The organism is Anaeromyxobacter dehalogenans 2CP-C (assembly GCF_000013385.1).
In the GTDB taxonomy this organism is placed as follows: domain Bacteria; phylum Myxococcota; class Myxococcia; order Myxococcales; family Anaeromyxobacteraceae; genus Anaeromyxobacter; species Anaeromyxobacter dehalogenans_B.
Genome location: NC_007760.1, coordinates 2,919,274 through 2,945,000, shown reverse-complemented (window position 1 = coordinate 2,945,000; position 25,727 = coordinate 2,919,274). Strand labels below are relative to the sequence as shown.

At 74.2% G+C, this 25,727-nt stretch carries 19 protein-coding genes, 2 tRNA genes and 2 rRNA genes (1 of these 23 running past the window's edge); 15 read left to right on the top strand and 8 right to left on the bottom strand.

Features of this window, described 5'->3' with window-relative positions; all coding sequences use genetic code 11:
- Positions 1 to 1,045: ribosomal RNA gene (locus tag ADEH_RS13490) — 23S ribosomal RNA — on the top strand (it extends 1,936 nt beyond the left edge of the window).
- Between the two features lie 149 nt (positions 1,046 to 1,194).
- Positions 1,195 to 1,311 (top strand): 5S ribosomal RNA (gene rrf / locus ADEH_RS13485).
- A 71-nt stretch (positions 1,312 to 1,382) separates the two neighbouring features.
- On the opposite strand, the gene ADEH_RS13480 is transcribed toward rrf, so the two are convergent.
- On the bottom strand, positions 1,383 to 1,826 hold the full coding sequence (locus ADEH_RS13480) for a hypothetical protein (RefSeq protein WP_041453539.1): 444 nt from the start codon (positions 1,824 to 1,826) through the stop codon (positions 1,383 to 1,385).
- Between the two features lie 139 nt (positions 1,827 to 1,965).
- Between ADEH_RS13480 and ADEH_RS13475 the strand changes: the two genes are divergently transcribed.
- Positions 1,966 to 2,679 (top strand): NUDIX hydrolase, encoded by a 714-nt coding sequence (locus tag ADEH_RS13475; protein WP_041453538.1) that lies wholly within the window; start codon positions 1,966 to 1,968, stop codon positions 2,677 to 2,679.
- Positions 2,680 to 2,742: 63 nt separating this feature from the next.
- Positions 2,743 to 3,048 carry a hypothetical protein gene (locus ADEH_RS13470; RefSeq protein ID WP_012525300.1) on the top strand — a complete coding sequence of 102 codons (306 nt, stop codon included), beginning with the start codon at positions 2,743 to 2,745 and terminating at the stop codon, positions 3,046 to 3,048.
- A 77-nt stretch (positions 3,049 to 3,125) separates the two neighbouring features.
- Here the strand turns inward: ADEH_RS13470 and ADEH_RS13465 are convergent, their stop codons facing one another.
- The gene (locus ADEH_RS13465; protein WP_232287279.1) at positions 3,126 to 5,333 is read right to left on the bottom strand and encodes an OmcA/MtrC family decaheme c-type cytochrome; all 2,208 of its coding nucleotides are present in this window, start codon (positions 5,331 to 5,333) and stop codon (positions 3,126 to 3,128) included.
- 278 nt (positions 5,334 to 5,611) lie between these two features.
- Here ADEH_RS13465 and ADEH_RS13460 point away from each other — a divergent pair, with 278 nt between their 5' ends.
- The 5 genes from ADEH_RS13460 (at position 5,612) to ADEH_RS13440 (ending at position 8,322) form a co-directional block, all read left to right on the top strand.
- On the top strand, positions 5,612 to 7,039 hold the full coding sequence (locus ADEH_RS13460; RefSeq protein WP_011421654.1) for an aspartate ammonia-lyase: 1,428 nt from the start codon (positions 5,612 to 5,614) through the stop codon (positions 7,037 to 7,039).
- Between the two features lie 71 nt (positions 7,040 to 7,110).
- Positions 7,111 to 7,656, top strand: coding sequence for a hypothetical protein (locus tag ADEH_RS13455; RefSeq protein ID WP_011421653.1), 546 nt, complete (start codon positions 7,111 to 7,113; stop codon positions 7,654 to 7,656).
- A 108-nt stretch (positions 7,657 to 7,764) separates the two neighbouring features.
- Entirely contained in the window at positions 7,765 to 8,109 is a 345-nt protein-coding gene (locus ADEH_RS13450; protein ID WP_232287497.1) for a hypothetical protein, read from the top strand.
- 4 nt (positions 8,110 to 8,113) lie between these two features.
- Positions 8,114 to 8,187: transfer RNA gene (locus tag ADEH_RS13445), tRNA-Gln, on the top strand.
- Positions 8,188 to 8,247: 60 nt separating this feature from the next.
- Positions 8,248 to 8,322: transfer RNA gene (locus ADEH_RS13440), tRNA-Glu, on the top strand.
- Positions 8,323 to 8,464: 142 nt separating this feature from the next.
- Here ADEH_RS13440 and ADEH_RS13435 read toward each other — a convergent pair.
- The 3 genes from ADEH_RS13435 to gltX all read right to left on the bottom strand — a co-directional run bounded on the left by ADEH_RS13435 (position 8,465) and on the right by gltX (position 12,856).
- Complete coding sequence (locus ADEH_RS13435) at positions 8,465 to 10,801, bottom strand: glutamine--tRNA ligase/YqeY domain fusion protein (protein ID WP_011421651.1); 2,337 nt, start codon at positions 10,799 to 10,801, stop codon at positions 8,465 to 8,467.
- A 71-nt stretch (positions 10,802 to 10,872) separates the two neighbouring features.
- Positions 10,873 to 11,379, bottom strand: coding sequence for a hypothetical protein (locus ADEH_RS13430; RefSeq protein ID WP_011421650.1), 507 nt, complete (start codon positions 11,377 to 11,379; stop codon positions 10,873 to 10,875).
- A gap of 52 nt (positions 11,380 to 11,431) precedes the next feature.
- Positions 11,432 to 12,856: a glutamate--tRNA ligase gene (gltX, locus tag ADEH_RS13425; protein ID WP_011421649.1), complete on the bottom strand. Its 1,425-nt coding sequence runs from the start codon at positions 12,854 to 12,856 to the stop codon at positions 11,432 to 11,434.
- Between the two features lie 34 nt (positions 12,857 to 12,890).
- Between gltX and ADEH_RS13420 the strand changes: the two genes are divergently transcribed.
- Together ADEH_RS13420 and ADEH_RS13415 are read left to right on the top strand one after the other, a co-directional pair.
- A complete protein-coding gene (locus ADEH_RS13420) occupies positions 12,891 to 13,397 on the top strand; it encodes a hypothetical protein (RefSeq protein WP_041453536.1) in 507 nt (168 codons plus the stop codon).
- Positions 13,394 to 14,488 (top strand): peptidase M10, encoded by a 1,095-nt coding sequence (locus ADEH_RS13415; RefSeq protein ID WP_011421647.1) that lies wholly within the window; start codon positions 13,394 to 13,396, stop codon positions 14,486 to 14,488. The genes ADEH_RS13420 and ADEH_RS13415 overlap by 4 nt, the downstream gene beginning before the upstream one ends.
- Here the strand turns inward: ADEH_RS13415 and amrB are convergent.
- On the bottom strand, positions 14,464 to 15,312 hold the full coding sequence (gene amrB, locus ADEH_RS13410) for an AmmeMemoRadiSam system protein B (protein WP_232287278.1): 849 nt from the start codon (positions 15,310 to 15,312) through the stop codon (positions 14,464 to 14,466). The two genes, ADEH_RS13415 and amrB, sit on opposite strands and share 25 nt — an antisense overlap.
- Here amrB and ADEH_RS13405 point away from each other — a divergent pair.
- The gene (locus ADEH_RS13405) at positions 15,290 to 15,670 is read left to right on the top strand and encodes a response regulator (RefSeq protein ID WP_011421645.1); all 381 of its coding nucleotides are present in this window, start codon (positions 15,290 to 15,292) and stop codon (positions 15,668 to 15,670) included. The two genes, amrB and ADEH_RS13405, sit on opposite strands and share 23 nt — an antisense overlap.
- A gap of 87 nt (positions 15,671 to 15,757) precedes the next feature.
- Here the strand turns inward: ADEH_RS13405 and ADEH_RS13400 are convergent, their stop codons facing one another.
- A complete protein-coding gene (locus tag ADEH_RS13400; protein ID WP_011421644.1) occupies positions 15,758 to 20,989 on the bottom strand; it encodes a MopE-related protein in 5,232 nt (1,743 codons plus the stop codon).
- A 152-nt stretch (positions 20,990 to 21,141) separates the two neighbouring features.
- On the opposite strand from ADEH_RS13400, the gene mrtX reads away from it, so the two are divergent.
- On the top strand, positions 21,142 to 21,921 hold the full coding sequence (mrtX, locus tag ADEH_RS13395) for a myxosortase MrtX (RefSeq protein ID WP_157061360.1): 780 nt from the start codon (positions 21,142 to 21,144) through the stop codon (positions 21,919 to 21,921).
- Positions 21,922 to 21,993: 72 nt separating this feature from the next.
- Complete coding sequence (locus tag ADEH_RS13390; RefSeq protein WP_011421642.1) at positions 21,994 to 23,052, top strand: deoxyguanosinetriphosphate triphosphohydrolase; 1,059 nt, start codon at positions 21,994 to 21,996, stop codon at positions 23,050 to 23,052.
- An 18-nt stretch (positions 23,053 to 23,070) separates the two neighbouring features.
- Here ADEH_RS13390 and ADEH_RS13385 read toward each other — a convergent pair whose 3' ends face one another.
- Positions 23,071 to 23,916 (bottom strand): class II glutamine amidotransferase, encoded by an 846-nt coding sequence (locus ADEH_RS13385; RefSeq protein WP_011421641.1) that lies wholly within the window; start codon positions 23,914 to 23,916, stop codon positions 23,071 to 23,073.
- A 191-nt stretch (positions 23,917 to 24,107) separates the two neighbouring features.
- Between ADEH_RS13385 and ADEH_RS13380 the strand changes: the two genes are divergently transcribed.
- The gene (locus tag ADEH_RS13380) at positions 24,108 to 25,718 is read left to right on the top strand and encodes an Hsp70 family protein (RefSeq protein ID WP_011421640.1); all 1,611 of its coding nucleotides are present in this window, start codon (positions 24,108 to 24,110) and stop codon (positions 25,716 to 25,718) included.
- Positions 25,719 to 25,727 lie beyond the last annotated feature (9 nt).

Sequence of the window (25,727 nt, the reverse complement as noted above, 5' to 3'; positions counted from 1 at the left end):
TTCGTCAGGCCGCAAGGCCAAAGCGATGAACCGAAGCCCCGGTAAACGGCGGCCGTAACTATAACGGTCCTAAGGTAGCGAAATTCCTTGTCGGGTAAGTTCCGACCTGCACGAAAGGCGTAACGACTTCCGCGCTGTCTCGACCAGGGACTCAGCGAAATTGAAATAGCTGTGCCGATGCAGTTTACCCGCGGCAAGACGGAAAGACCCCATGAACCTTTACTACAACTTGCCACTGACACTAGGAATTGATTGTGTAGGATAGGTGGGAGCCTATGAACCCTGGGCGCTAGCTCGGGGGGAGGCAACGGTGAAATACCACCCTGTCGATTTCTGGTGTCTAACCTGGACCCCTCATCGGGGTTGGGGACAATGGCTGGTGGGTAGTTTGACTGGGGCGGTCGCCTCCCAAAAGGTAACGGAGGCGCGCTATGGTTCCCTCAGCCTGATTGGAAACCAGGCGTCGAGTGCAATGGCATAAGGGAGCTTGACTGCGAGACCGACAGGTCGAGCAGGTGCGAAAGCAGGTCATAGTGATCCGGTGGTTCTGTATGGAAGGGCCATCGCTCAACGGATAAAAGGTACTCTGGGGATAACAGGCTTATCGCGTCCAAGAGTTCACATCGACGACGCGGTTTGGCACCTCGATGTCGGCTCATCGCATCCTGGGGCTGGAGCAGGTCCCAAGGGTTTGGCTGTTCGCCAATTAAAGCGGTACGCGAGCTGGGTTCAAAACGTCGTGAGACAGTTTGGTCCCTATCTGCCGTGGGCGTAGGAGAAGTGAGAGGATCTGTCCTTAGTACGAGAGGACCGGGATGGACGCACCGCTGGTGTACCAGTTGTCTCGCCAGAGGCATCGCTGGGTAGCTATGTGCGGAACGGATAACCGCTGAAAGCATCTAAGCGGGAAGCCAACCTCAAGACGACTTCTCCCGGGCGCAAGCCCCTGAAGCCCCCTCGAAGACGACGAGGTCGATAGGCCGGAGGTGTACGCGCTGTGAGGCGCTCAGCTGACCGGTACTAATAGGGCGTGCGGCTTGGTCTCCCTTTTCTCAGGTCGTAGGCGACCTGCTCGAGGTCGAGATCGAATTCCTTGTAGAAGTGCGGCCCTCTGCGGCCCCGCGGTGCGGTGCTCTTCTTTTCCCTTCGTAACGGTTGTCGAGAGGCGACACGCCTCACGTTCTTTCAAAGGTTTGCGGTGGCTATATCGGTGGGGTCACACCCGTTCCCATCCCGAACACGGTAGTTAAGCCCACCAGAGCCGATGGTACTGCACCGGAAGCGGTGTGGGAGAGTAGGTCGCTGCCGCATCTTTTCGTGCCCGCCAGAGCAATCCGCTCTGGCGGGCTTTTTCTTTTGGCGCGGCAGCCCGGCGCGCCGGCTCAGGCGAGCGCGGCCGACGCACGCAGGCGCTGCAGGCGGCCCAGGTGGCGGCGCTCCTCCTCGAGCGCGCGCTCGGCCGCCTCGCGGACCTCCTGCGGCAGCGGGCGCGCCAGCGCGCTCGCGTACACGTCGCCGGCGAGCCGCGCGTTGCCGCTGAGGGCCGCGATGAGCTCGCGGGCGCCGGGCCGTCCGGCGGGCGCCTGGCGTGCGCCGATGGTCGCGCCGCGCACGTTCGGGCGGATCTCGGGCGGGGAGGCGCGCAGGCGCGCGAACGCCTCGTGCAGGGCGAGCGCCCGGCGCTGGTGGTCGGCCTGGAACAGGGTCAGCTCCTCGCGCAGGGCCCCCGGCCCGGCGGCCGAGATCGCGGCCGCGTACGCCGTGGCAGCGTCCACCTCCAGCTGCAGCAGGCGGCCGAGCTCGGCCAGGGTCTCCGGTGTGCTCATCGGGCTTCCTCCGCGGAAAAGTTGGGAACGGCCCCCGCCGCGAACGACCCCTGGCCGGGAGCGGCCGGCGCCCCGGGCGCGACGGACATGGGGGCGAGCGCCGCTTCCCTCGGGCCCGGGGCCGGTGCACCATCCCGGCATGCCCCGCGTGACCGCCATCGAGATCGTCGAGGACCGCAGCGCGCACGCCCGCCTGGACGAGGGGTTCCTGCGGCTCCGGCGGCTGCGCGCCCGGAACCGGCGCGCCGACGGGAGCGCCTCGCCGGAGTACCCCATCGACGTGATCGACCGCCCGGCGCTGGACGCGGTGGCGGTCTGCGCATGGGCCCGCACGCCGCGCGGGGTCGAGGTGCTCACCCGGCGCGGGCTCCGCCCGGCCGCGTACTTCCGGCGCGGCAAGCGCGCCGCGCTCCCCGAGCCCGAGTACCTGCTGGTCGAGGAGATCGTGGCGGGGGTGGTGGAGCCGGGCGAGACGGGCCTGGCCGCGCTGCAGCGGCGGGGCGCGGACGAGCTGCGCGAGGAGGCGGGGGTGGAGGTCGCCCCCGGCGCGCTGCGGCCGCTGGGCGGCCCGTTCTTCCTGCTCCCGGGGATCGCGTCGGAGAAGATCCACCTGCTCGAGGTGGAGGTGCCGCGCCCGCCGGTGGACGGGCCGTACGACGCGGGCGGCGACGGCGACGGGTCGCCGCTGGAGGAGGGCGCCGTGCTGGAGTGGCGGGGGCTCGAGGCCGCGGTGCGCGCCTGCGAGGCCGGCGAGATCGAGGACGCCAAGACGGAGCTCGCGCTCCGCCGCCTCGCCGGCCGGCTCGGCGTCGCGCTGGCGCCGCCCGACGCCTTCCCGTCCCGCGCGCCCTGACACGCCGGCGCCGACCGGCCGTCCGCTGGCGCGCCCCCGCCGGCCGGGGCGATACTCCCGCCCATGCCCGCCCTCCTGCTCGCGCTGGCGCTCGCCGCGGCGCCGTTCCCCGCGCCCCGCCACGCCCCGGTCACCGAGCGCACCCGCTGCGACAGCGGGGCGGTGCTGTCCAGCGATCCGGCCCGCGGCCTGCTGCGCGTCACCACCCCCGCCGGCGTGGTGACGTTCCAGGTCGGGCCGGACGTCCCGGTGTTCGATCGCGCCGGGAGCCCCGCGGGCCCGGCGGTGGCGCTCGCGCACGGGCGCCGGGTGCGGATCTGGTACGTGGTGGACGCGGGCGCGCAGGCCCAGGAGATCGAGGTCCAGTAGCGCGGGCGCGCCCGCGAACGCGAGGGGCCCGGCAGGACGGATCCCGCCGGGCCCCGCCGCTCCGCGATCGCGCGCCGCTACGGCGCCGGCGCCGAGATCGGGTGCACCTTGGCCACGTCCGCGAGCGTTCCCGGCCCGTGGCAGGTGGCGCACTGCGCGTCGCCGGTCTGGTTGCCGCCGGAGTGGTTGCAGTCGCCCATGACGCCGGGGCCGCACTTCTGCGCGGCCGAGCCGTCGAACTTCACGGTGTCGTGGCAGGACGTGCACACCGCGATGGTCTTCGGCGTGGTGCCGCCGGCCGGGTTGATGGTGTCCTTCACCTCGGCCGCGAGCGGCAGCTGGTAGCTGGTGCCGGCGTGGCACAGCGCGCAGTTGCCGATCTGGTTCGGGAACTCGAGCGGGAACACGTTCGCCGAGCCGCCGAACCCGTAGATCGTGACCTCGTTCTGCTTGATCTCGGAGGCGTGGATCTGGTGGACGAGCACCTTGAAGTCGATGGGCTCGACCGTGCCGCCGGCGGGGACGCGGGCCGCGTCGGTGCCGGCGGGGTTGTGGCAGACCACGCACACCTGCGTGGTGCCGTTGCGGTTCTGGCCGTGCGCGCTCAGCACGCCGTGGCACTTGTTGCAGTTCTCGACCGCCACCACCGTCCGCCGCGCCTGGCCGGCCGCGCCCGCGGCCGTGAAGTACTTGACGTCGTTCGTCACCGGGACCCGCAGGAACTGGCCGGCGTTGAACGGGTCGGCGATGGCCGGGTGGCCCTCCAGCGCGACGGTGAACTGGTCCACGCCGGCGGGGAGCGCGACGGTCGAGGTCACCTGGTACACGTTGGTCTGCCCCGCGACCGGCGTGCCCACGCCGCCCGCCGCGGCGGTGAGCGCGTTGAGCTGGACCGGCTGGCCGTTCTCGCCGGCCCCGGCGTTGTCGTACTCGACCGACGGCCAGCCCACGTCCACGAACAGGCGGCTGGCGGCGCCGTGCGTCCAGGGCTCCGCGTCGAGCGCCATGGGCGCGCCGTTCTGCAGCACGCGGTACTGGACGACCGGGATGCGGTCGCCGCCCACCGTGACGCCGACGATCTCGTACTTGTACGTCGCGGCCGCGGCGAGCTGCGGCACCACGTGCACCTTGTCCGGACCGAGGTTGCCGCCCGCGGCGTGGCAGCCGGCGCAGTTCGCCGTCGCGTTCACGCCGAACGGGTGGTTGCAGGCCGCGGTCTCGACGTGGCCCTGCGTGCAGTCGGCCGAGGCGGAGGCGTCGAAGCGCAGGTTGGAGTGGCAGGACGCGCACGCCACCGCGGACGGCTTGTTCTTCCAGTCGTCGGCGTTCGCGCCGGAGTGGCAGGTGGTGCAGTTGCGGATGTTCTGCGGGAACGTGATGTCGGAGAAGGTGACGTCGGTCTGGCGGAAACCGACGATGTGGTAGCCGGCCTGGCCGGAGTGGATCCGGTGGATCATGTTGCGGAAGTCGATGGTGTTCCCGGACTCGGGATCGGCGTAGGTGGTGCCCTTGTCGCCGGCGTGGCAGGTCATGCAGAGCTGCGTGCCGATGCGACGATCGTGGGCCTCGAGCCGGCCGTGGCAGACGTTGCAGGCGGCGTCGGTGACGGTCTCGTACTTCGCCGCCGTGCCGCCGCCCGGCACGAAGTTGAACGTGGCGCTGGCCGGGTAGGCGACCTCGGCGGCGGGGGTCCCCTCGCTCACCGTGCGCGTGGCCCAGATGCCGACGGTGTGCGTCCGCGTCCGCTCCCGCTTCGCGGCGTCGGTGGTGGGCGGCGAGAACGTGTACGTGTAGACGCCGCCGCCCTGCGCCGCGAGCTGGCTCGTCGGGAACGGCCCGCTGGGCGGCTCGGTGCGCGGCTGCACGGCGGAGCCGGACGGCGTCTGCGCCGTCCCGCCCGCGTCGGTGTACGGCTGCGCGTTCACCGTGGTCTCGTAGTAGTGCGTGTAGGTCCCGTCGTCCTCGAGCTGCGCGAGCGAGAAGCGCGGGCTCATGCGCGGCGCGGGCGGCGTGCCGCTCGCGGCGGCGTTGGCGATCTCGGCGAGCAGGTCGATGGGGTTGCCGGCCGCGTCGGTGACCTTGAACGTCACCGTGGGGTTGCCGGTGGCCGGGACGTCGGCCGACTGGATCGTGATGTTCAGCTGGCTGGCCGAGGTCCCTCCTCCTCCGCCCCCGCCGCCGCCACCTCCTCCTCCGCCTCCGGGACCCTTGTCCTTGCGGCCGTCGCCGCACCCGCCCGCCGCCGCCATCGCCAGGAGCCCGCCGATCGTTCCGACGAGCGCCAATCCACGCCACGCCTTGCCCATGTTGCCTCCGAGGCTCCGTGCCGGAGCCGTGACGCCCCGTCCCCGCGCACACGCGTCCGCCGCGAGCCTAGCCGCGCTCGTTCCAGGGTGAGGCGGTTCGGCGGGGTCGGCACCCCCTCGCGGTGGCACAGCCACATGCGGGCGGGGACCGCGGGAGCGGGCCCAGGGTCGGCGCCGGCCCGGCGAGCCGCCCGCCGGTACGTTTCCGGAGCAGGCGAGCCGCCGCACACGTAGACTCGCCTGGGAGGCGACCTCACATGGCCAGACAGCCCCGCGCCCGCGCCGCACGCGGCGCCCGCACCCGGATCGAGCGCGACACCATGGGCGAGATGACCGTCCCCGCGACGGCCCTCTACGGCGCCCAGACCGCTCGCGCGGTCGAGAACTTCCCCGTCTCGGGCCTGCGGGCGCATCCGGCGTTCGTGGACGCGACCGTCCGCATCAAGCTCGCCGCCGCGCGCACCAACGCCGGCCTCGGCCTGCTGCCGCGCCGGAAGGCGCGCGCCATCGAGCAGGCGGCGCGCGAGGTCCTGGCCGGCCGCCACCGCGACCAGTTCGTGGTGGACGTGTACCAGGCCGGCGCCGGCACCTCGCACAACATGAACGTGAACGAGGTGCTCGCGAACCGCGCCTGCGAGCTGCTCGGCGGGCGGCGCGGCGACCGCGCGCTGGTGGACCCGAACGACGACGTCAACATGGCGCAGTCCACCAACGACGTGGTGCCCACCGCCATCCGGCTCGCCGCGCTCGAGCTCGCGCCCGAGGTGATCGCGGCGCTGTCCGCGCTGGCCGGCACGTTCGACGCGAAGGCGCGCGCCTGGGACGGCGTGGTGAAGTCCGGCCGGACGCACCTCATGGACGCGACGCCCATCCGGCTCGGCCAGGAGGTGTCGGGGTGGGCCGCGGCGCTGGGCGCGGCGGCGGGCCGCGTGCGCGACGCGCTGCCGGAGCTGTCGGTCCTCGGCCTGGGGGGCACCGCGGTCGGCACCGGCCTGAACGCGGACGCTCGCTACCGGCCGCGGGTGGTGCAGGAGCTGGAGCGGCTCACCGGCGTCCCGCTCACCCCGGCGCCGAACCCGTTCTACGCCATGCAGTCGCTCGCGCCGTTCGTGGCGCTGTCCGGGGCGCTCCGCACCGCGGCGCTGGAGCTGCTCCGGATCGGCGGCGACGTGCGGCTGCTCGGGAGCGGGCCGAACACCGGCCTCGGCGAGCTGCGCCTGCCGCCGGTGCAGCCCGGGTCGTCGATCATGCCGGGCAAGGTGAACCCCTCCATGGCGGAGATGCTGGCCATGGTGTCGTACCAGGTGGTCGCGCTGGACGGCGCGGTGGCCTGGGCCGCGAGCGGCGGCCAGCTCGAGCTGAACGTGATGATGCCGCTGGTGGCGTTCGACCTGTGCCACGCGCTCGACATCCTGGCCCGGGCCGTGCGCGCGTTCGACGCGCGCTGCGCGCGCGGGCTCGAGGCCGACCGGGAGCGCGCCCGGCACTACGCCGAGCGCACCGTGAGCCTCGCCACCGCGCTCGCCCCGCGGCTCGGCTACGCCGCGGCCGCCGAGATCGTGAAGGCGTCGGTGGCCACCGGCCGGTCCATCGTGGACCTCGCGGTCGAGCGGGGCGGCCTCACGCCGGCGCAGGCGCGGCGCGCCCTCGACGCCGCGCGGCTCACGCGGCCCGGCCGCGGGTAGGCGCCGGCCCCGCTCCGGGGAGCGGCCGGCGACCGCGCGGCGCGGGCGGTTTTGCGCTAACGTCCGCGCGCATGGCCGCCACGCTGCGCTACTTCATGCTGCCCGACGACGAGCGGGCCGTGTTCCGCCACCTCGCCCGGCGCGAGCTGACCGCGTACCCGGAGCTGATCCCCCCGGGCTACCAGCCGGTCCCGGTGGACGAGGACGCCGTCGAGGCGCTCGACCAGCCCGCCTACTACCTGGCGGTGGAGCGGCTCGGCCCGGTCATCGTCCACCCCCTGAAGCGCGGGCCGGACAAGGGGATGCTGGTCATCGAGGAGGTCCCGTCGCCGGTGTTCCACTACGAGCGCTCGGTGCGGAACGACGCCGGTGAGCTCGTGGCGGGCCGGCTCTGGGCGGAGCTCGACGTCACCGACGACCCGAACGACCGCAAGGGCAAGCCGCTCGCGCTGAAGGGCATCTTCGAGGAGGTCCACCAGCTCTTCCGCAAGAGCTGGCGGCGCAGCGATCCGAAGGGCTACTGGGTCGGCCCCCATGCCGCGGCGGCGCTGAAGCGGGGCGAGCTGAAGCTGCGCGAGGCCGGCCACAAGGGCGGGCTGGTGGGCGTGTGGCGCTGACGCCGCATGGCCCGGAGGCGGGACGGAACGCCGCAGCCCGGGCCTCGCGGGCGGCCCGGCGGCGCGGTTGACGGGCGGGGACGGGACCGGTACACGGAACGCTTGACCGTGACCCTTTTTGCCCGATATAAGGCCGCCCTCGTCGCGGTCCTCGTGGCCGTGCCGGGCATCGCCCTCGCCGACGTGAAGGTGGCGGGCGCGGTGCTCCCGGACGGCGCGGTGAAGGTCGCGGAGAACCGCTACCGGGTTCCCAAGACCTACGAGGAGACGATCCGGTTCTTCCGTCAGACGTACGGACCCCGGTTCGCCCGGCGGCCGATCGCCGATCAGCCCGGTGTGAAGGCCGTCCACATCGTCAACCCGGAGCCGCGGCCGGGGCAGTGGGAAGGGCTGAACGTGTACGAGCTGAAGGGCGAGGTCCGCGTCTTCGTGCTCGTCAGGAAGGGCGACTGACTATTGGGGGATCGTCTAACGGCAGGACGCCAGACTCTGGATCTGGCTATCTAGGTTCGAATCCTAGTCCCCCAGCCACTTTGATGTTCCTCGGCGTTGACTGCCGCTTCGACCGAGGATAGACATGCAGCGCTTCGTGGCCCGTTAGTCTAGCGGTCAGGACGTCGGCCTCTCACGCCGAAAACATGGGTTCAAATCCCGTACGGGTCACCATCTGTGCCCCCGAGAACTTCGTCCGGTTCTCGGGGTTTTTTCTTTTCTGAGCCCGCGACGCGGCGCGCCCGCGCGGCGGCGCGCGCCGGCCCCGCGGTCGCAGGGCGGCCACGTCCGCGCAGCGCGCCGGCCGGCGTCCCGGCTAGCCGAGCTTCTTCTGGAGGGCCGCGCGGACCTGGGCCGCGTCGGCGGCGCCGCCGACCTCGCGCATCACCGCGCCGAGCAGCACGCCGAGCAGCTTCTGCTCGCCGGCGCGGTAGCGGGCGGCCTCGGCCGCGTGCGCGGCGAGCGCCCGCTCCAGCGCGGCCTCGAGCGCGCCCGCGTCCTCGCGGCGCTCCAGGCCGAGCGCCTGCATCCGCGCCTCGGGATCGCCGCCGCCGGCGGCGAGCTCGGCGAGCAGCGTCTTCGCCGCGGCCGGGGTGAGGCGGCCCGCGTCCACCAGCGCGGCGAACCGCCCGAACGCGGCGCCGTCCAGCGGGAGGGCGGCGAGCGCGCGGTCGCCGGCGAGGCCGGCGAGGTCGTTGAGCAGCCACTTCGCGGCGGTGGCCGGCCGCGCGCCGGCCGCGACCGCTGCGTCGAAGTAGGCCGCGGTGCCGGGATCGGCGGCGAGGAGGTCGGCGTCGTCGGCGGGGAGCCGCAGCGCCGACAGGTAGTGCGCGTGCCGGGCGGCGAGCGCGGGGTTCGCGGCGCGGAGCTCGGCCCGCGCCTCGGCACGGCTGCGGCGGGGCGCGGCCGGCGCGGCGGCGGCCTCCTCGCGGCGCGGCTCGCGGGCGCGGCGGGGCGCGGGCGCGGGCGCGGGCGCGGCCTCGCGGGCCCGGGCGCTCCAGGTGTCCTTCAGCGTGATGGTCCGGTTCCACACCGGGGCGCCGGGGACGGAGTCCACCGGGTCGGCGAAGAAGTAGCCCTGGCGGAGGAACTGGTACCGGCTGCCGGGCAGGGCGTCGCGCAGCGCCGGCTCGACGCGGGCGCCCTTCGCGACCGACAGGGAGCCGGGGTTGAGCGCGGCGAGGAAGTCCTCCTCCGCGTCGGGCTGCTCGACCGCGAACAGCCGATCGTACATGCGGACCTCGGCCGGGGCCGACAGGCCGGCGTGGACCCAGTGCAGCGTGCCGCCCGCGCGCCGGGCGGCGCCCTCGCCGGTCCCCGAGGCGGGATCGTAGGTGCAGCGCAGCGCGCGCACCTCGCCGCCGGGGCCGCGGACCACCTCGTCGCAGCGGATCACGTAGGCGCCGGCCAGGCGGACCTCGCGCCCGGGCGCGAGCCGCTTCCAGTCCTTGGGCGGGTCGAGCGCGAAGTCGTCCCGCTCGATGAACAGCTCCCCGCCGAACGGCACCTTGCGGCTGCCGCCGCGCTCCGGCTCGCCGGGCCACCAGGGCAGGTCGAGCTCCTCCACCTTGCCGGCGGGCCAGTTCTCGATCGACACCGCCAGCGGGTGGACGACGGCCATGGCGCGCGGCGAGCGCCGCTCCAGGTCGGCGCGGATCGCGAACTCGAGCTTGCCGATGTCCACCAGGCTGTTGTTCTTGGCGACGCCGATGAGGTCCGCGAAGTCGCGCAGCGCCTCCGGCGTCACCCCGCGCCGGCGCATCCCGGCCACGGTGGGCATGCGCGGGTCGTCCCAGCCCGACACGCGCTTCTCGTTCACCAGCCGCAGCAGCTTGCGCTTCGACATCACCGTGTAGCCGAGCGCGAGCCGCGCGAACTCGTACTGGCGCGGCCGCGGGTCCCACGGGCCGGTGTGGTCGAGCACCCAGTCGTACAGCTCGCGGTTGGACTCGAACTCCAGCGTGCAGATGGAGTGCGTGACGCCCTCGCAGGCGTCCTCCAGCGGGTGCGCGAAGTCGTACATCGGGTAGATGCACCAGGCGTCGCCGGTCCGGTGGTGCCGGGCGTGGCGGACCCGGTACAGCAGCGGATCGCGCATGAGCACGTTCGGGTGGCTCATGTCGATCTTCGCGCGCAGCACCGCGGCGCCGTCCGGGAACTCGCCCGCCTTCATGCGGCGCAGCAGGTCCAGGTTCTCGGCGACGGATCGGCCGCGGAACGGGCTGTTCACGCCGGGGCGGTCGAAGCTGCCGCGCTGCTCGCGGATCGCCTCCTGCGGCTGGGTGTCCACGTAGGCGAGCCCCTCGCCCACCAGGCGCTCGGCGCAGGCGTACATCCGGTCGAAGAAGTCGGACGCGAAGTACAGGTGGCCGCCCCAGTCGCCGCCCAGCCACCGGACGTCGTCCTGGATCGCCTCGACGTACTCGGTCTCCTCGGTCACCGGGTTGGTGTCGTCGAACCGGAGGTGGGTCCGGCCGCCGTAGGCGCGGGCCAGCCCGAAGTTGAGCAGGATCGACTTCGAGTGGCCGATGTGGAGGTAGCCGTTGGGCTCGGGCGGGAACCGGGTGACCACGCGGCCGCCGTTCCGGCCGGCGGCCAGGTCGGCCTCGACGATCTCCGCGAGGAAGTTCCTGGGGCGAGGGGCGTCGCTCATGCAGCCAGAGGTGGTATCCCACCGGGGCGAGCCCCGCAACCTCGCGCGCCGGCGCTCGGGGCCGCCGTCCGCTAGCGAACCGTCAGGTCCACCCCTGCCACCGACGGGTCCTGCACCACGCTGCACCGCGCGGTGGGCGCGGCGGCGCGCATCACGCCCCGGAGACTCACCGCGCCGGCCTCGAGCGACAGCGACGTCACCTCGCCGTCCACCCGCGCGCCGGCGGCGCGATCGACGCGCCCGCCGAGCGAGACCGCCTGGCGCGACACGTGGGCCCCGTCCTCGAGCCGGACCTCGCCGCCGACGCTCACCACCTCGCCGGCCTCGCCCCCGCGCTGGACCACCACGTTCCCGCTGAGCGCCGCCGCCTTCTCGGCCTGGCCGCCGGCGCGGACGATCACGTCGCCGTGCACCGCGACGGCCTCGGTCACGCGCTCCCCGGCGCCGATCACGACGTCGCGATCCTGCGCGAACCGGCCCGCCGGCCCCACCCGGACGCGGCAGGTCTGGTCGGCGCCGACGGCGGGCAGGACGGGGAGGAGGGCGGCGAGCGTGGCGGCGGCGAGGCGAGCGCGCATGACGAGGCTCCGGGTGAGTGCCGGATCCCTACGCGCGGGCCCAGCCGGTATTTCAGCCCGGCTGGCCGGCGACCCGGATGGCCTCGTCGAGCCGCCGCAGCGTCTCGTCCTTCCCGAGGATCTGCACCACGTCGTACATGCCCGGGGAGGCGGTGCCGCCGGTGAGCGCCACCCGGGCCGGCTGCGCCACCTTGCCGAGGCCCACCCCGCGGCGCTCGGCCTCGCCGTGGAACACCTGCTCCACGGCCTGCGTCTCGAGCGCGGGGAGCGCGGCGATGGCGTCGCGGACTGCCTGGAGCACCGGCCTCGTGTCGGCGGTCAGGAACTTGGCCTTCGCCTTCGGGTCGAGCGCGATGGGCGCGTAGAAGTAGCGGAACTGCTGCACGTACTCGCCCAGCGTCTTCGCGCGCTCGCGCGCGACGGCGCAGACGTGCCGGAGCTTCTCGTCGTCCTCGGCGGGCAGGCCGGCGGCGCGGAAGTGCGGCAGCGCCAGCTTCGCCAGCTCCTCCGGCGAGAGCCGCTTCAGCCACTCGTGGTTCACCCAGGCCATCTTCTCCAGGTTGAACACGCCCGCGGTCGCGCCCACGTCCTTCAGGTCGAAGTAGCGGACGAGCTCGTCCAGCGTGAACAGCTCCTGGTCCCCGTGCGACCAGCCCAGGCGGACGAGGTAGTTCACCACCGCCTGGGGCAGGAAGCCCAGGTCGCGGTACGCGGTGACGCTGGTGGCGCCGTGGCGCTTCGAGAGCCGGGCCTTGTCCGCGCCCAGGATCATCGGGAAGTGCGCGAACGTCGGCACCGGGTAGCCGAGCGCCTCGTACATGAGGATCTGGCGGGCGGTGTTGTTCACGTGGTCGTCGCCGCGGCCGACCAGGTTGATCTCCATGGTGATGTCGTCCACCACCGCGCCGAAGTTGTAGAGCGGCACGCCGTCGCCGCGCAGGATCACCTCGTCCTGCAGCGTGTCGTGCGGCGTGGAGATGACGCCCTTCACGAGGTCGTTCCAGCTCGTGGCGCCGGCGTCCGGCACGCGGAAGCGGACCACGTGCGGTCGCGAGGGATCGTAGGGCTCGTCGCGGCAGGTGCCCGGATACCGGAACTGGCGCTTCTCGGCCTCCGCCTGCTTGCGCTGCGCGTCCAGCTCCTCGCGCGTGCAGTAGCACGCGTACGCCTTGCCCTCCCGGATGAGCCGCTCGGCGTGCGCCTTGTACAGGTCGAGCCGCTCGGTCTGGAAGTAGGGCGGGTGCGGCCCGCCCACGCCCGGGCCCTCGTCCCAGTCGAGGCCGAGCCAGCGCAGCCCGTCGAGGATGGCGTCCACGGCGAGCTGCGTGGAGCGCTCGCGATCGGTGTCCTCGATGCGGAGGACGAAGGTGCCGCCGTTGCGCCGCGCCCAGAGCCAGTTGAACAGCGCCGTGCGGGCGCCGCCGATGTGGAGGTAACCGGTGGGGGAGGGGGCGAAGCGTACGCGGGGCTTGTCCATGGCGGGCGCAAGCTACCATAGCTACAATCGCCCGGTGCACAGAGCGCTCGCCCTGCTCCTCTCCGCGCTGGCGCTTCCCGCCGCGGCCGCGACCTTCCGCTCCACCACCATCGAGGAGGCGGCCCGATCGTCGGACGCGGTCGTGCGCGGCCGCGTGGAGCGGCAGGCGTCGCGCCTCGAGGCGGACGGCCGCCGCATCGTCACCGACGTGGTGGTCGCGGTCTCGAGCGCGTGGAAGGGGAGCCCCGGCGCCCGCGTGACGGTCACCGTGCCCGGCGGCGTGGTGGGCGACGTCGGGATGTGGGTGAGCGCGGCGCCGCGCCTCGCGAACGGCGAGGAGGTGGTGCTGTTCCTCTACCGCCGCGGCGGCGGCTGGCGCGTGAACGGCCTCGCGCTCGGGACGTTCCGCGTGGACGGCGACCGCGCCGAGCCGGACGTGGACGAGGCCGACCAGCTCGCCGCGCCGACGCGCGCCGGCGAGGCGCGCATCGCCCGGACCTCCCTGGCCGAGCTGGAGCGGCGGGTGAGGGCGGCGCGATGAGCGCGCGCGCGATCGCGGCGGCGCTGGCGCTCCTCGCCGCGTGGCCGGCGCAGGCCTACCAGCGGTCCTGCGCGACGAACGGTGGCCTCACGGTCTGCTTCTACTGGCCGGATCCCTCGGCCGTGACCTGGAAGGTGAACCCGGTGCGCGGCGGCGACTCGCCGAGCTGCCAGCCCTCCTCCGCCGGCGATCCGGCGGTGCAGGCCGCGCAGGCCGCGTTCGCCGCCTGGGAGGGCGCCACGCGCGCGGGCGCGAGCGCGCCGTGCGCCCACGTCTCCCTGCCGTTCGGCGGGACCACCAGCACCGCCATCGCGCAGACGGGCATGGGGACGAGCGGCGAGCACGTGGTGGCCTTCCGGAAGGGCTGGTGCTCGGACCTCGCGGCGGCGCGGGCGGACGCCTGCTACTCGAGCGCCTCGTGCGACAACGAGTACGACTGCTTCGACGACGAGGGCGGGCTGGGCAGGAGCGTGCTCGCCATCACCACCATCATCTACAACCCGAACACGGGGGCGATCCAGGACGCCGACACCGAGGTGGCGGACTGGAGCGGCGCGGGCGCCGGCGTGACCGGGATCGGCGGCGCGCCGGAGGGCTGGTACTTCACCTGCGGGAGCGACTCGACGCTCGGGCAGACCTGCGGGACGTACGGGCAGGCGGGCTGCGGCTACGAGGACCTGCAGAACACGCTCACGCACGAGGCCGGCCACTTCATCGGGCTGGCGCATCCGTGCGAGAGCAAGGCGGTCGGATCCACCCCGGCCTGCGCCAGCCTGCCGCCGGGATCGGACGCCGTCACCATGTACCCGACCGCCCCGCCGAAGGAGATCCAGAAGCGGACGCTGGCGGCGGACGACGTCGAGGGCGTCTGCGCGATCTACACCGCGGCGGGCCCGGTCCAGGAGATCAGCGGCAAGAAGAGCGGCGGCGGCGGCGGGTGCAGCGCGGGCGGCGGCGGCGCGCTGGGCGCCCTGCTCCTCGCGGGCGCGGCGCTGCTGCCGCGGCTGCGTCCCTCGACTCCGCGCCGCCGAGGGCGGCGCTACGCTCGGGACGAGCGGGATCCCGTTCAGCGCACGACCACGCCGGCGTAGCCCACCACCGCGTCGTCGTCGCCGCTCACCTCGCCGGAGTGCGCGTACCGCACCAGCTCGGCGCCGGTCGCGCCGAGGGCGCGGGCCGCCACCAGCATCACCGTGGCCGGCACGATGCCGCACATGGTGATCCCCTCCCGGCGCACCACGTCGTAGAGCCCCTCGGCGTCGAGCGCGAGCAGCCGCTCCAGCGCGCGCCGGTCGCGCCGGCGGGCCTCGGCGGCCGGGAGGTAGTGGCTCATGTCCGAGGACGCGACCACCAGCGCGCCGGCCGCCCGCGCCGCCGCCCCCACCGCGGTCCCGAGCGCCTCGCACTCGGCGAAGGAGAGCGGCCCGAGGCACAGCGCCGCGATGGCGACGCCGGGCCGGGCGCGCTGCAGGAACGGCACCTCGACCTCCAGCGAGTGCTCGCGGAGGTGGGCGAGCCGGTCGCCGGCGACGCCGGGCGCGGCCGCCAGCGCGGCGGTGAGCTCGGCGTCCACCGGCACGGTGCCGAGCGGCGTGCGCCAGGCGCCGCCGGGCCACAGGGCGGCAGCGGCGTGCCCGAGGCCGGTGTGGTTGGGGCCGAGCACGATGGCGCGCGGCGGCACCGCCACGCGCGCGAACGTCGCGCCGGCCACCGCGCCCGAGTAGACGTAGCCGGCGTGCGGCACCAGCACCCCGAGCGCCGGGGCGGGCGCGCCGCCGGCCGACAGCCAGCCGTCCACCTCGGCGGCGAGCGTCGCCGCCCGGGCGTCGTAGAACGCTCCCGCGACCGCAGGCTCCCGGACCATGGCGGGATCGAGTATAACGCCCGGGATCATGGGCAGCCGGAAGGTCCTCATCGTGGACGACTCGAAGGCGGTGATCGACGCGCTCACCGTCGCGTTCGAGGACGCCGGCTTCGAGGTGGCGACCGCCGCCGACGGCGAGGAGGTCTTCCGCAAGATGGCCTCGGTCGAGCCCGACGCGGTGCTGCTCGACGTCTACATGCCGCGGCTGAACGGGGCAGACGTCTGCCGCCTGCTCAAGGCGCACCCGCACTGGCGGAAGACGCGCCTCGTCCTCATGTCCTCGCGGATCGGCGAGGGCGAGCGCGACGTCTACCGCCGGCTCGGCGCCGACGAGGTCCTGCGCAAGCCGTTCGACGCCGCCGCCGCCCTGGCGGCCGTGGCGGGGCCCGACGGCGCGCCGCGCGCCTGAGGGCGCATCGTCGCGCGTCGCCGCGGCCGGCCGCGCGGGCGGGCACGCCCTCGAGGGCGCGCCCCGCCCGGCCGGCCGGTGCGCGCTTCAGGGGAGCACGGTGAAGGCGGGCAGCGACGAGGCGGCCTGCCCGGCGTCGGAGCGCTGCGGCGGGGTCGGGCCGCCCGGGTTCCACACCGCGATGCGGTAGGCGGTGCCGCTGCCCGGCGCGGCGTACGCCGCGCGCGTGTCGAGCTGGACCGTGATCCGGGTCGGGCTCTCCACCGTCACCGTCCCCGGCACGGCCTGGAAGGTGGGCGCGCCGGGCCAGCCCGGCATGAGATCGGAGGTCACCATCACCGCCGACCCGCCGGTGCCGGAGGCGTCGGGCCTCGCGAAGTTGGTGCCGGTGAGGGTGACCGTGACCGGCACGTCGGACTGGCGGGCCGAGGCAGGGCTGACGCCCGCGAGCGTGGGCGCGCCCGGCGTGACGTTGAACGAGAGCGCGTTGGACGGGGTGGCCCCGGGGTTGCGGACCTGCAGCGCGTACGAGCCGGTGTCCAGGCCCACGGTGGAGAGGCTCACCGTGACGCTGGTCGCGGTGGTGCCGGTGGGGACCAGCTCGGCGGCGGCGCCGGTGAAGATCACCCGCACGTCGGCGAGCGGCGGCCGCAGGTTCGCGGCGGTGAGCGTCACCGGCACGGCGGCCGCGCCTTGCTCGCGGCCGCGCACGCTGGCGGCCTGCAGGATGGCCTGGTTGGACAGCACGCGCAGGGTCCAGGTGGCCGACGCGGCGCCGGCGCCGGGGAACCACACGCGCGCGAGCCACGCGCCCTCGGGCTCGCCCGCGAGCGACAGCGGGGCGGCCACCGAGGTGCCGGCCGCGTCCACGGTCGAGGGGAGCGGCGGGCGGAAGGCGCCGCCGGGCGGCTGCACCTGCACCTGCGCGTCGGCGGGGAGGCCGGTGCCCGCGAAGGCGAGCGTCACCGTGTCGCCCTGGTACGCGGTCGCGGGGGAGAAGCCGGTGATCCGCGCCGGGGAGGCGCCCACCACGAACGCGAGCCGGCTCGAGTCCGCGTCCTGGCCGCTGCGCACCCAGACCTCGGAGGTGCAGGTGCCCACCGCGCACCCGGGGAGCCGGAGCTGGCCGACCAGCAGGCGGTTCGCGTCCACGTAGGTGGTGGGCTGCTCGACGCCGTCGAACACCACGCGGCTCGCGAGGTCGAAGCCGTCGCCGGTCACGGTGAGCGAGACGAGCTCGCCCGCGCCGCCGCCGCTCGGGCTCACCTCCGCCGCGACCGGCACCTGGCTCACCACCGCGAACGGGAGGGCGTTGGAGACGAGCGGCGAGGGGATCGCGTCGTTCACGACCCAGAGCTGGTAGCCGGCGCCCGGCGGCAGGAGCGTGGCGTCGAGCGTGCACGTGAGGCCGGCATCTCCCGGCGCCGAGGGGAGCCCCTGCTCGGCCAGCCGGTCGCCGCGGATCCGGCAGCGGCTCGCGGTGCCGAGGCCCGTGCCCTCCACCAGGAGCGTGGTGACGGCGCCGGCGGGCGCGGCCGCGGGCGTGACCGCGGCCAGGTGCGGCTCGGGGCTCACCACGTCGAAGCGGACCGCGTTGGAGATCACGTGGTCCGGGTTGACCACCCGCAGCCAGAGCGCGCCCGCGGGCGCGTCGGCGAGCGCGAGCTGGACGCGGAGCTGGCCGGCTCCGGTCAGCTCCGCGGGCCAGGTGCGCGTGCCGGCGTCCGAGGCGGTGCGCACGGTGGCGCCGGCCGCGAAGCGATCGCCCGACAGCTCCACCGTCACCGACGCCAGGCCGCCGCGCGGCGCGGCGCCGGGCGTCAGCTGCCGGACGTACGGCGCCACCGGGCCGCCCGGGCCGCAGGTGGCGGCGGCGCAGACCTGGCCGGCGCCGCAGGCGTTGCCGCACATGCCGCAGTGCGCGGGGTCGCTGCGCAGGTCGATGCAGCGCTGCTCCCCCTCGCAGCTCGTCTCGCAGGAGGCGGGATCGAAGCCCTTCGCGTCGCCGCCGCCCTTGCACGCGCTCCCGAGCAGGGCCGCGAGCGCGAGCGCGGAGCGCACGGCCGGCCCCCCGCCGCGGCGCGCGCGGCGCAGCGCGGCCAGCGCGAGGAGCGCGCCGAGCGCGGAGAGCAGGCCCGCGTCGCCGCCGGCCGAGGCGCAGCCGCCGCCCCCTCCGGCGGAGGCCGGGGGCGTCCCGTGGACGGGCGCGCTGCCGGCGGCGTAGCACTGACCGTCGATGCAGGCGCCGGCCGGGCAGGTCACGCCGGAGCACGGGTCGTCCAGGCAGGTGCCGTCGCGGCACACCTGCCCGCGGCCGCAGCCCAGGTGGGCGCAGGGATCGGCCACGCACGCGCCCGCCTGGCAGCGCTGGTCGGGCGCGCAGGTCCGTCCGGCGCAGGCGTCCGGCTCGCAGAAGCCGTCCGCGCCGCACTTCTGGCCGGTCGGGCAGGTCACGAACGTGCACGCCTGCACGCAGTCGCCCTGCCGGCAGAACGTGCCGGCCGGGCAGGTGAGGCCGGCGCAGGGGTCGGCGACGCAGGCGCCGCCGCGGCACGCCTCGCCGGCCGGGCAGCCGGCCAGGTAGCAGCTGCCGCCCACGCACGTGCCGGTGCCGCGCGCGCAGACGGCGCCGTCGCCGCACTCCACGCCCGCGCAGCGGTCGTTGCACGCTCCGTACGAGCAGGCCAGGCCGTCCGGGCAGACGGCGCCGCCGCAGGTGCCGCGCTCGCAGGCGCCGCCGGCGCCGCAGGTGTAGCCCTCGGGGCAGGGCAGCTCGACGCCGCAGGTGGAGGGCACGCACACGCCGTGGACGCAGGCGAAGCCGTCGCCGCAGCTGGCGCCGTCGTCCACGCCGCCGTCGCAGTCGTTGTCCTGGCCGTCGCAGAGCTCCGGCGCGGGCAGGAGCTGGCCGGCGCAGGCGCCGGCGAACTCGCCGCCCACGCAGGCGCGCGCCCCCGCCGCGCACAGGCCCACCCCGGCCGTGCCGGCCGGGCCGTCGTAGCAGGTCTCGGTCTCGCCGGCCCGGCAGGCGGCGCAGGCCGGCGGCCCGTCGTCCGCCATGCCGTTGCAGTTCTGGTCGATCCCGTCGCGGCACTGCTCCGCCGACGGCAGGACCTCGCCCGCGCAGTTGCTCCACTGGCCGCCGGGGCCGCAGGTCTGCACGCCGGCGAGGCACAGCCCCACGCCGGCGGTGCCGGCGGGCCCGGTGTAGCAGGCGCGCTGGACGCCCTCGGTGCAGGCCTGGCACCCGTTGTCGATGGCGCCGTCGCAGTCCTCGTCCGAGGCGGTGCCGCCGCCGCCCTCGGCCAGGCACACCTCCGGCTGCGGCAGCACCTGGCCGGTGCACGCGCCCCAGCTCCCGGCGGTGCACGCCTGCGCGCCGGCGCGGCAGGCGCCGCGCGGCTGCCGCGTCACGGGGTCGAGGCTGCGCTCCGGCCCGTAGTAGCAGGCCTGGGTGAGGTCCTCGTCGGCCTGGCCGTCGCAGTCGTCGTCGAGGCCGTTGCAGCTCTCCGCCGAGGGCAGCACCGCGCCGGCGCACGCGGTCATCGCGTAGCTGCCGTCGGCGGCCCGGGCGCAGGTGGACACGCCGGCGTGGCACACGCCCACGTTCTCGGTGCCGGGCGGCCCGCCGTAGCAGGCCTGCTCGAGGTCCTCGTCCACCAGGCCGTCGCAGTCGTCGTCCAGGCCGTTGCAGACCTCGGCGGCCGGGCCCTTCACCTGCTCGCAGACGGGCTCGCCGGAGGCGGAGCAGCGCAGGACGCCCTTGCCGCACACGCCCAGCCGGCCCGTGTCGCAGGAGACGCCGCTCTCGGTGCAGCCCGCGCCCAGGTTGAAGAGCGTGTTCAGCACCAGGCGCGAGCCCGCGATCTGGAAGCTGCCCTGGACGCCGGAGTAGCTGTGGCCGGCCAGGTACACGACGGTGCCGCGCGTCGCGTCGGCCGGCCGGAGCGTGAAGTAGTCCCAGGTGCCGTACGGATCGCTCGCGCCGATGAGGCGCTGCACGCCGGGCCGGTACGCGCCGCCCGAGGACGCGTCGGCGGGGCGGTAGTCCTCCACCGCGCCGGTGAGCGGCTTGAACGGGAAGTCGCCGAGCTGCATGAGCGGCGAGGCGAAGCTGCCCACCACCGCGGGCGCGGGGAACGGGCTGGTGGGGAGCTCGTTGTAGCGGACGCCGGTGGTGGTCTGGAACCGGGTGGAGAGGCCGGCGGCCACGTCCTCGAAGCCGTCGGAGTAGTCGAGGGTGTACGAGCCGTTGGAGCCGCGCTTGAAGGCGCCCTCGAAGCTGCCCAGGCCGGCGCACTCCGCGAACACGTCCTTCCCGTCCTTCACGAACCCGGCGATGGTCCGCAGCACCTGGTCCACCTTGGCGGGCGGGTACAGCGACGACGCGCAGGCGCTGTTGCTGCCGAAGCTGGAGCAGGAGCCGGGCGCCACCCAGTGCGGCACCCACAGGATCTGGTAGCCGTTCTGGAAGAAGCGGCTGGTGCGGTAGTCGGTGGAGCCGGGCGCCGGCTGGAAGTCCTCGATGCCCAGCCGGTCGTAGATCTCGCCGTGCGGCCCCGCGGCGGTGCCGGCGGCCGTGCCCGAGCCGATGCCGGCGCGGGCGAGGTAGCCGGAGATCACCGGCTCGGCGTTCTTCGCCGAGGTGACCGTCACCGGCGAGGTGGAGGTCAGGTTGCCCGAGCCGATGTCGAGCAGCGCGAGCTTGGGCGGCACCGCGCCGCCGGCGCTCCACCCGCCCGCCATCACCTTGGCGACCGGCGCGCGGAACGCCACGTTCGCCACGTGGACGTTCACCGCCTCGAAGGTGGCCCTGTAGCGCTGCAGCACCGCGAAGGCCTTGGCCTGGTCGGCGCCGTCCACCACGAACGGCCCGCCCATGTAGCGGATCACGTGGTCCTGCGTGGGCGGGGCGCCGGTGCCGCCGCTGGCCCAGTCGTACGAGAGCGCCGGGAACCCGCCGTCGTACTGGATGGCGAAGTCGTGGGCGGTGAGCGAGGCCTTGGCCGGATCGATCGCCCAGTAGACCGCCACGTCGTTGCGGATGAGCTGGTAGACGAGGCCGTACGCCTTGATGGCGTCGCCCGGGTCGGCCGCCTGCGGGCAGCCGGCGGGCTGGCCGGTGCCGGTCGCGCCGTCGGTCTGGAACTGGTAGCAGCGGTCCGTCGGGATGACGAGGGAGCCGCGGGAGAAGACCTTGGGGCCGGGCTGCAGGTCCCCGCAGGTCGGGGCGAGCAGCGGCAGCACGCCTGCGACGAGCGCGAGCGGGGCGAGGCCAGGCCAGAGCTTACGACCAAGAGACGAGCGAGCGGGGGTCATGGTTACACTCCTCGGTGGCGGTGGAGCCTTAGCACACGCTGCGTGAAGCGGACGAGGGGCCGCTCGCCCCCTGCGCCCCCACACGTCCGGCACGCACACACACGAGGGTGACGCCGGTTGACCGCGCCGGAGGGCCGTGCGATCCCGGCGGCGTGCCCGAGCCGCTCCCGAACGCCGGCGCCGCGCCCGCCCCGCCGGATCCGCCGCGGACGCTGGTGGGGACCTGGGCGATGGCCATCCTGGCGATCGCGCTGGCGAAGGCCGTGGCGCTGGTGGAGCCCACCGGGCTGCTCGGCGCGAACCTGGCCGGCGTGGCGGCGTTCGCGTTCATCGCGCTCCCCGACGCGCGCCTGCGCGCGCGAGGCGAGGGGTGGGACGCCTACGGCCTGCCCTGGCACGGCGCCCGCGATCCGCGCACCTGGCGCGCGCTCGGGCGCGGGGCGCTCGCGGCGCTCCTCGCCTGCGCGGTGGTGTTCCCGCCGTTCGTGGCGGGCTTCTGGGCGTACGCGGAGGTGCTCCCCCGCCTGCCGGAGGGCCTCGCCCGCGCGCTCGCGCCCTACGCCGGGGCGCCGCACCTGGCGCCGCGCCTCCCGGACCACGCGCTGCGGCTGGTCGCGGTGCAGGTGCTGGTGGTGGCGCTCCCGGAGGAGCTGTTCTACCGAGGGTGGATGCAGACGTCGTGGGCGCGCACCGCGCCGGGGGAGGGGCGGACCGTGCTCGGCGCCCGGCTCGGCGCGGGCTTCCTGCGGACCCAGCTCCTGTTCGCGGCGGGGCACCTCGTCACGCTCCAGCCCTGGCGGCTCGCCACGCTGCTGCCCGGCCTGCTCTTCGGCTGGCTGCGCGCGCGCACCGGCGGCCTGGTCGCGCCGGTGCTCGTGCACGCGGCGTCGAACCTGCTCCTCGCCACCCTCGAGGCCTCCTTCTACCGGTGACAGGCCGGAGGGCGGGCGCTAAGTAGGGCAGCGCCGGGGTGCGGCCGCACCGCCCGGCGCGAGGGGCACGGCATGACACCGGGATCGGGAACCATCCGCGAGATGCTGGAGGACCTGGAGGAGCGCACGCTCCACCCGCGCGCGGCGCGCTCCGCCGCCTCGCGCGGCCGCGCCCGCCCCGAGGAGCCGGATCCGGAGCGCCCCGCGTTCCAGCGCGACCGCGACCGGCTGCTGCACTGCAAGGCGTTCCGCCGGCTGGCGGGGAAGACGCAGGTGTTCCTCGCGCCCCGCGGCGACCACTACCGCACCCGGCTCACGCACACGCTGGAGGTGGCCCAGGTGGCGCGGTCCATCGCCCGCGCCCTGCGGCTGAACGAGATGCTGGTCGAGGCGATGGTGATGGGCCACGACCTCGGCCACACGCCGTTCGGCCACGCCGGCGAGCGGGTGCTGAACCAGGAGGTGCCGGGCGGCTTCCACCACGTGGTGCAGTCGGTGCGGGTGGTGGACGTGCTCGAGAAGGACGGCCGCGGCCTCAACCTCACCGCCGAGGTGCGGGACGGGATCCTCCGGCACTCGAAGGGCAAGGGCAACGTGCTGCTCAAGGGCTCGGGCGAGAAGGCGCTCACGCTCGAGGCGGAGATCGTCCGCATCGCGGACATCGTGGCCTACGTGAACCACGACCTCGACGACGCGCTGCGCGCCGGCCTGTTCGCGGAGGCCGACCTGCCGGCCGACATCCGCCGCACGCTGGGCGGCGGGCGCTCCGAGCGCTTCGCCACGCTGGTCCACGACGTGATCCGCCGCTCGGACGTGGACGGCGGCGGGCACATCGAGATGTCGCCGGACGTGCACCAGGCGCTGCTGGCGCTCCGCGACTTCCTGTACGCGCGCGTCTACGAGAACCCGGTCGTCCACGACGAGTTCGTGAAGGCGCAGCGCATCCTGCGCGATCTCTGGGAGTGGTGCCTGGAGGACCCGGCGCGCCTGGCCACCCGCCACGGCGTCGTCCCGCGCGACGGCGAGGGGCTGGAGCGCGCCGTCACCGACTGGCTCTCGGGGATGACCGACCGGTTCGCGCTCGCGACCTGGGAGGAGCTGTTCGTGCCCCGGCCCTGGTCGCTGCTGTAGGGGCCGGCGGGCGGAGCGCTACGCGTTCGCGAGCGACGACACCGTCACCTGGAGCGTCCGGCTCACCGAGACGACGCTCCCCTCGGGCACCTCGATGAAGCCGTTCGGCGCGAGGAGCCGCGAGGCGAAGCAGACCGCCTTCACGCGGCGGTGCGGCCGGACGCGCGGATCGCTCTCCGGCGTGTCCGGCCCGATCTCGTCCAGCTCGCAGGGGACGATGCCCTCGAGCAGCGCGTAGAACAGCGGGCCGCCGCGCCGGGTGGCGACCAGCGACCGGCCGTTGGTCGCGACGAAGCACAGCCGCGAGGGCCGCTGCTCGCCCACCTCCCGGCACCACGCCTCGAGCTGGCGCACGGTGCGGGCCAGCGCGCGCCCGGCCACCTGGGCGTCGAGGTCCAGATCGTCGAGCGCTCCCTCGTCGCGGAGCAGCTTGAGGAACCACATGAACGCGTGCTCGGAGTCGGTGTCGCCGGCGATGTTGCGCCGCAGGAACTCGGGGAGGCCCTCGAGGAGCCTGGGCTTCACCTGGTCGAAGCCCTCGATGGCGCCGTCGTGGGCGAACAGCCACCGCCGGAACCGGAAGGGATGGGTGTTCTCGTCCTTCGCCGTCCCGAGCGTGGCGCGGCGCGCGTGGACCAGCACCGCCTCGGAGTCCACCCGCCCGACGAGGTCGGGGAGCGCGAGCGCGGACGGCGCACCCGTGGGACGCTTCCCGAGCAGGACGCTGCCGGCCTGGTAGTAGCCGAACCCGTACGCGTCCGGCAGCACGTCCCCGTCCTGCAGGGACACGTTCGCCCTCAGCCGGGCGAGCTGGCACCGCATGAGGTTCGGATCGCTCTGGAGGATGGCTGCGAGCGCGCCCATGGCGCTCCTTCCTGGTCGTCCGGCGTGGCGGTGGCCGCCACCCAAAGAGTAATAACGCGGGGCTCCGACGTGGACAGCCCGACCGTGCGCGCCGCGGAGGCTCGCTGCGTTTGACAGCTTCCCGAACGCGCCGCTAGGATGCCGTAACCCGGCGAAACCGCTGGGCCTCCTCGCCGGGCTCCCGCACCATCATGAGCGACGACATCGCCGTCGGTATCGATCTCGGAACCAGCTACAGCTGTGTGGCCACCGCCCAGGGCGACGAGGCGCCGCCCGCCGTGCTCCCCAACGAATGGGGGGAGCGGACGCACGCGTCGGTGGTGTCGTTCCTCGACGACGGCACGGTGCTGGTCGGCAACGACGCGAAGAAGAACATCATCACCAACGCCGAGAACACCGTGTACTCGGCGAAGCGCCTCATCGGCCGCTTCTACTTCTCCGACGAGGTGAAGAAGGCGCAGGCGGTGATGCCGTACCGGATCGTCGAGGGGCCGAACAACTCGGTCCGCATCGGCGTCCGCGACAAGATCTTCTCGGTGCCCGAGGTCTCCGCGCTGGTGCTGAAGGAGATGAAGGCCATCGCCGAGACGGCGCTCGGGCGCGAGGTGAAGAAGGCGGTCGTCACCTGCCCGGCCTACTTCAACGACAACCAGCGCCAGGCCACCAAGGACGCCGGCCGCATCGCCGGGCTCGAGGTGCTGCGCATCATCAACGAGCCCACCGCGGCGGCGCTCGCCTACGGGTTCGGCCGGGACATCAACCAGAAGATCTGCGTCTACGACCTCGGCGGCGGCACGTTCGACGTGTCGATCCTGGAGATTGGCAAGGACGTGTTCGAGGTGCTGTCCACCGCCGGCGACACCTACCTCGGCGGCGACGACTTCGACGACCGGATCATGACCTGGCTCGCCGACGACTTCCTGGCGAAGCACGGGCTCGACCTCCGCCAGAACAAGTTCTGCCTCCAGATGCTGAAGGAGGCGGGCGAGCGCGCCAAGATCGACGTGGGGCGCGACGGGGTGGCCGCCATCCAGGTGCCCGGCATCTGCCAGTCGCCGGAGGGCGAGGTCATCGACCTCGCCCAGAAGCTCACCCAGGACCAGTTCAACCGGATGGTGATGGACCTGGTGCAGCGCACGTTCAAGGTGTGCGACGAGGCGCTGCAGTCGGCGCGCCTCACCGCCGGGGACATCGACGCCGTCATCCTGGTGGGCGGGCCCACCCGGCTGCCCATCATCCGCAACAGCGTCCGCCACTACTTCCAGCGCGAGCCGATGACCGGGGTCGATCCGGACGAGGTGGTCGCGCTCGGCGCCGCGATCCAGGCGCGCGCGCTGCTCTCGACCACCGCGGCGACCGCCGGCCAGGCCAGCTACCTGCTGGACGTGACGCCGCTCTCGCTGCGGGTCGGCACGGTGGGCGGGTTCACCGAGAAGATCATCGAGAAGAACACCCCCATCCCCATCGAGAAGTCGAAGACCTTCACCACCAGCCGCGACGGCCAGGACCGGGTGCGGATCCGCGTCTACCAGGGCGAGTCGAACCGCGCCGACGGCTGCGAGCTGCTGGGCGAGTTCGAGTTCACCGGGTTCCGCATCGGCTACCGCGGCGAGGTGCAGATCCAGGTGACGTTCGAGATCGACTCGAACGGCATCGTGAACGTCTCCGCCACCGACCTGGAGACCGGGCAGAAGACCTCGACCACCATCAGCCTCTCCTCCGGCCTCTCGGAGCAGGACCTCCGCAAGGCCATCGACGACAACGCGGGCATCGAGCTCGCGCGCGGCCCCCGCGCGGCCTGACCGGCCGGG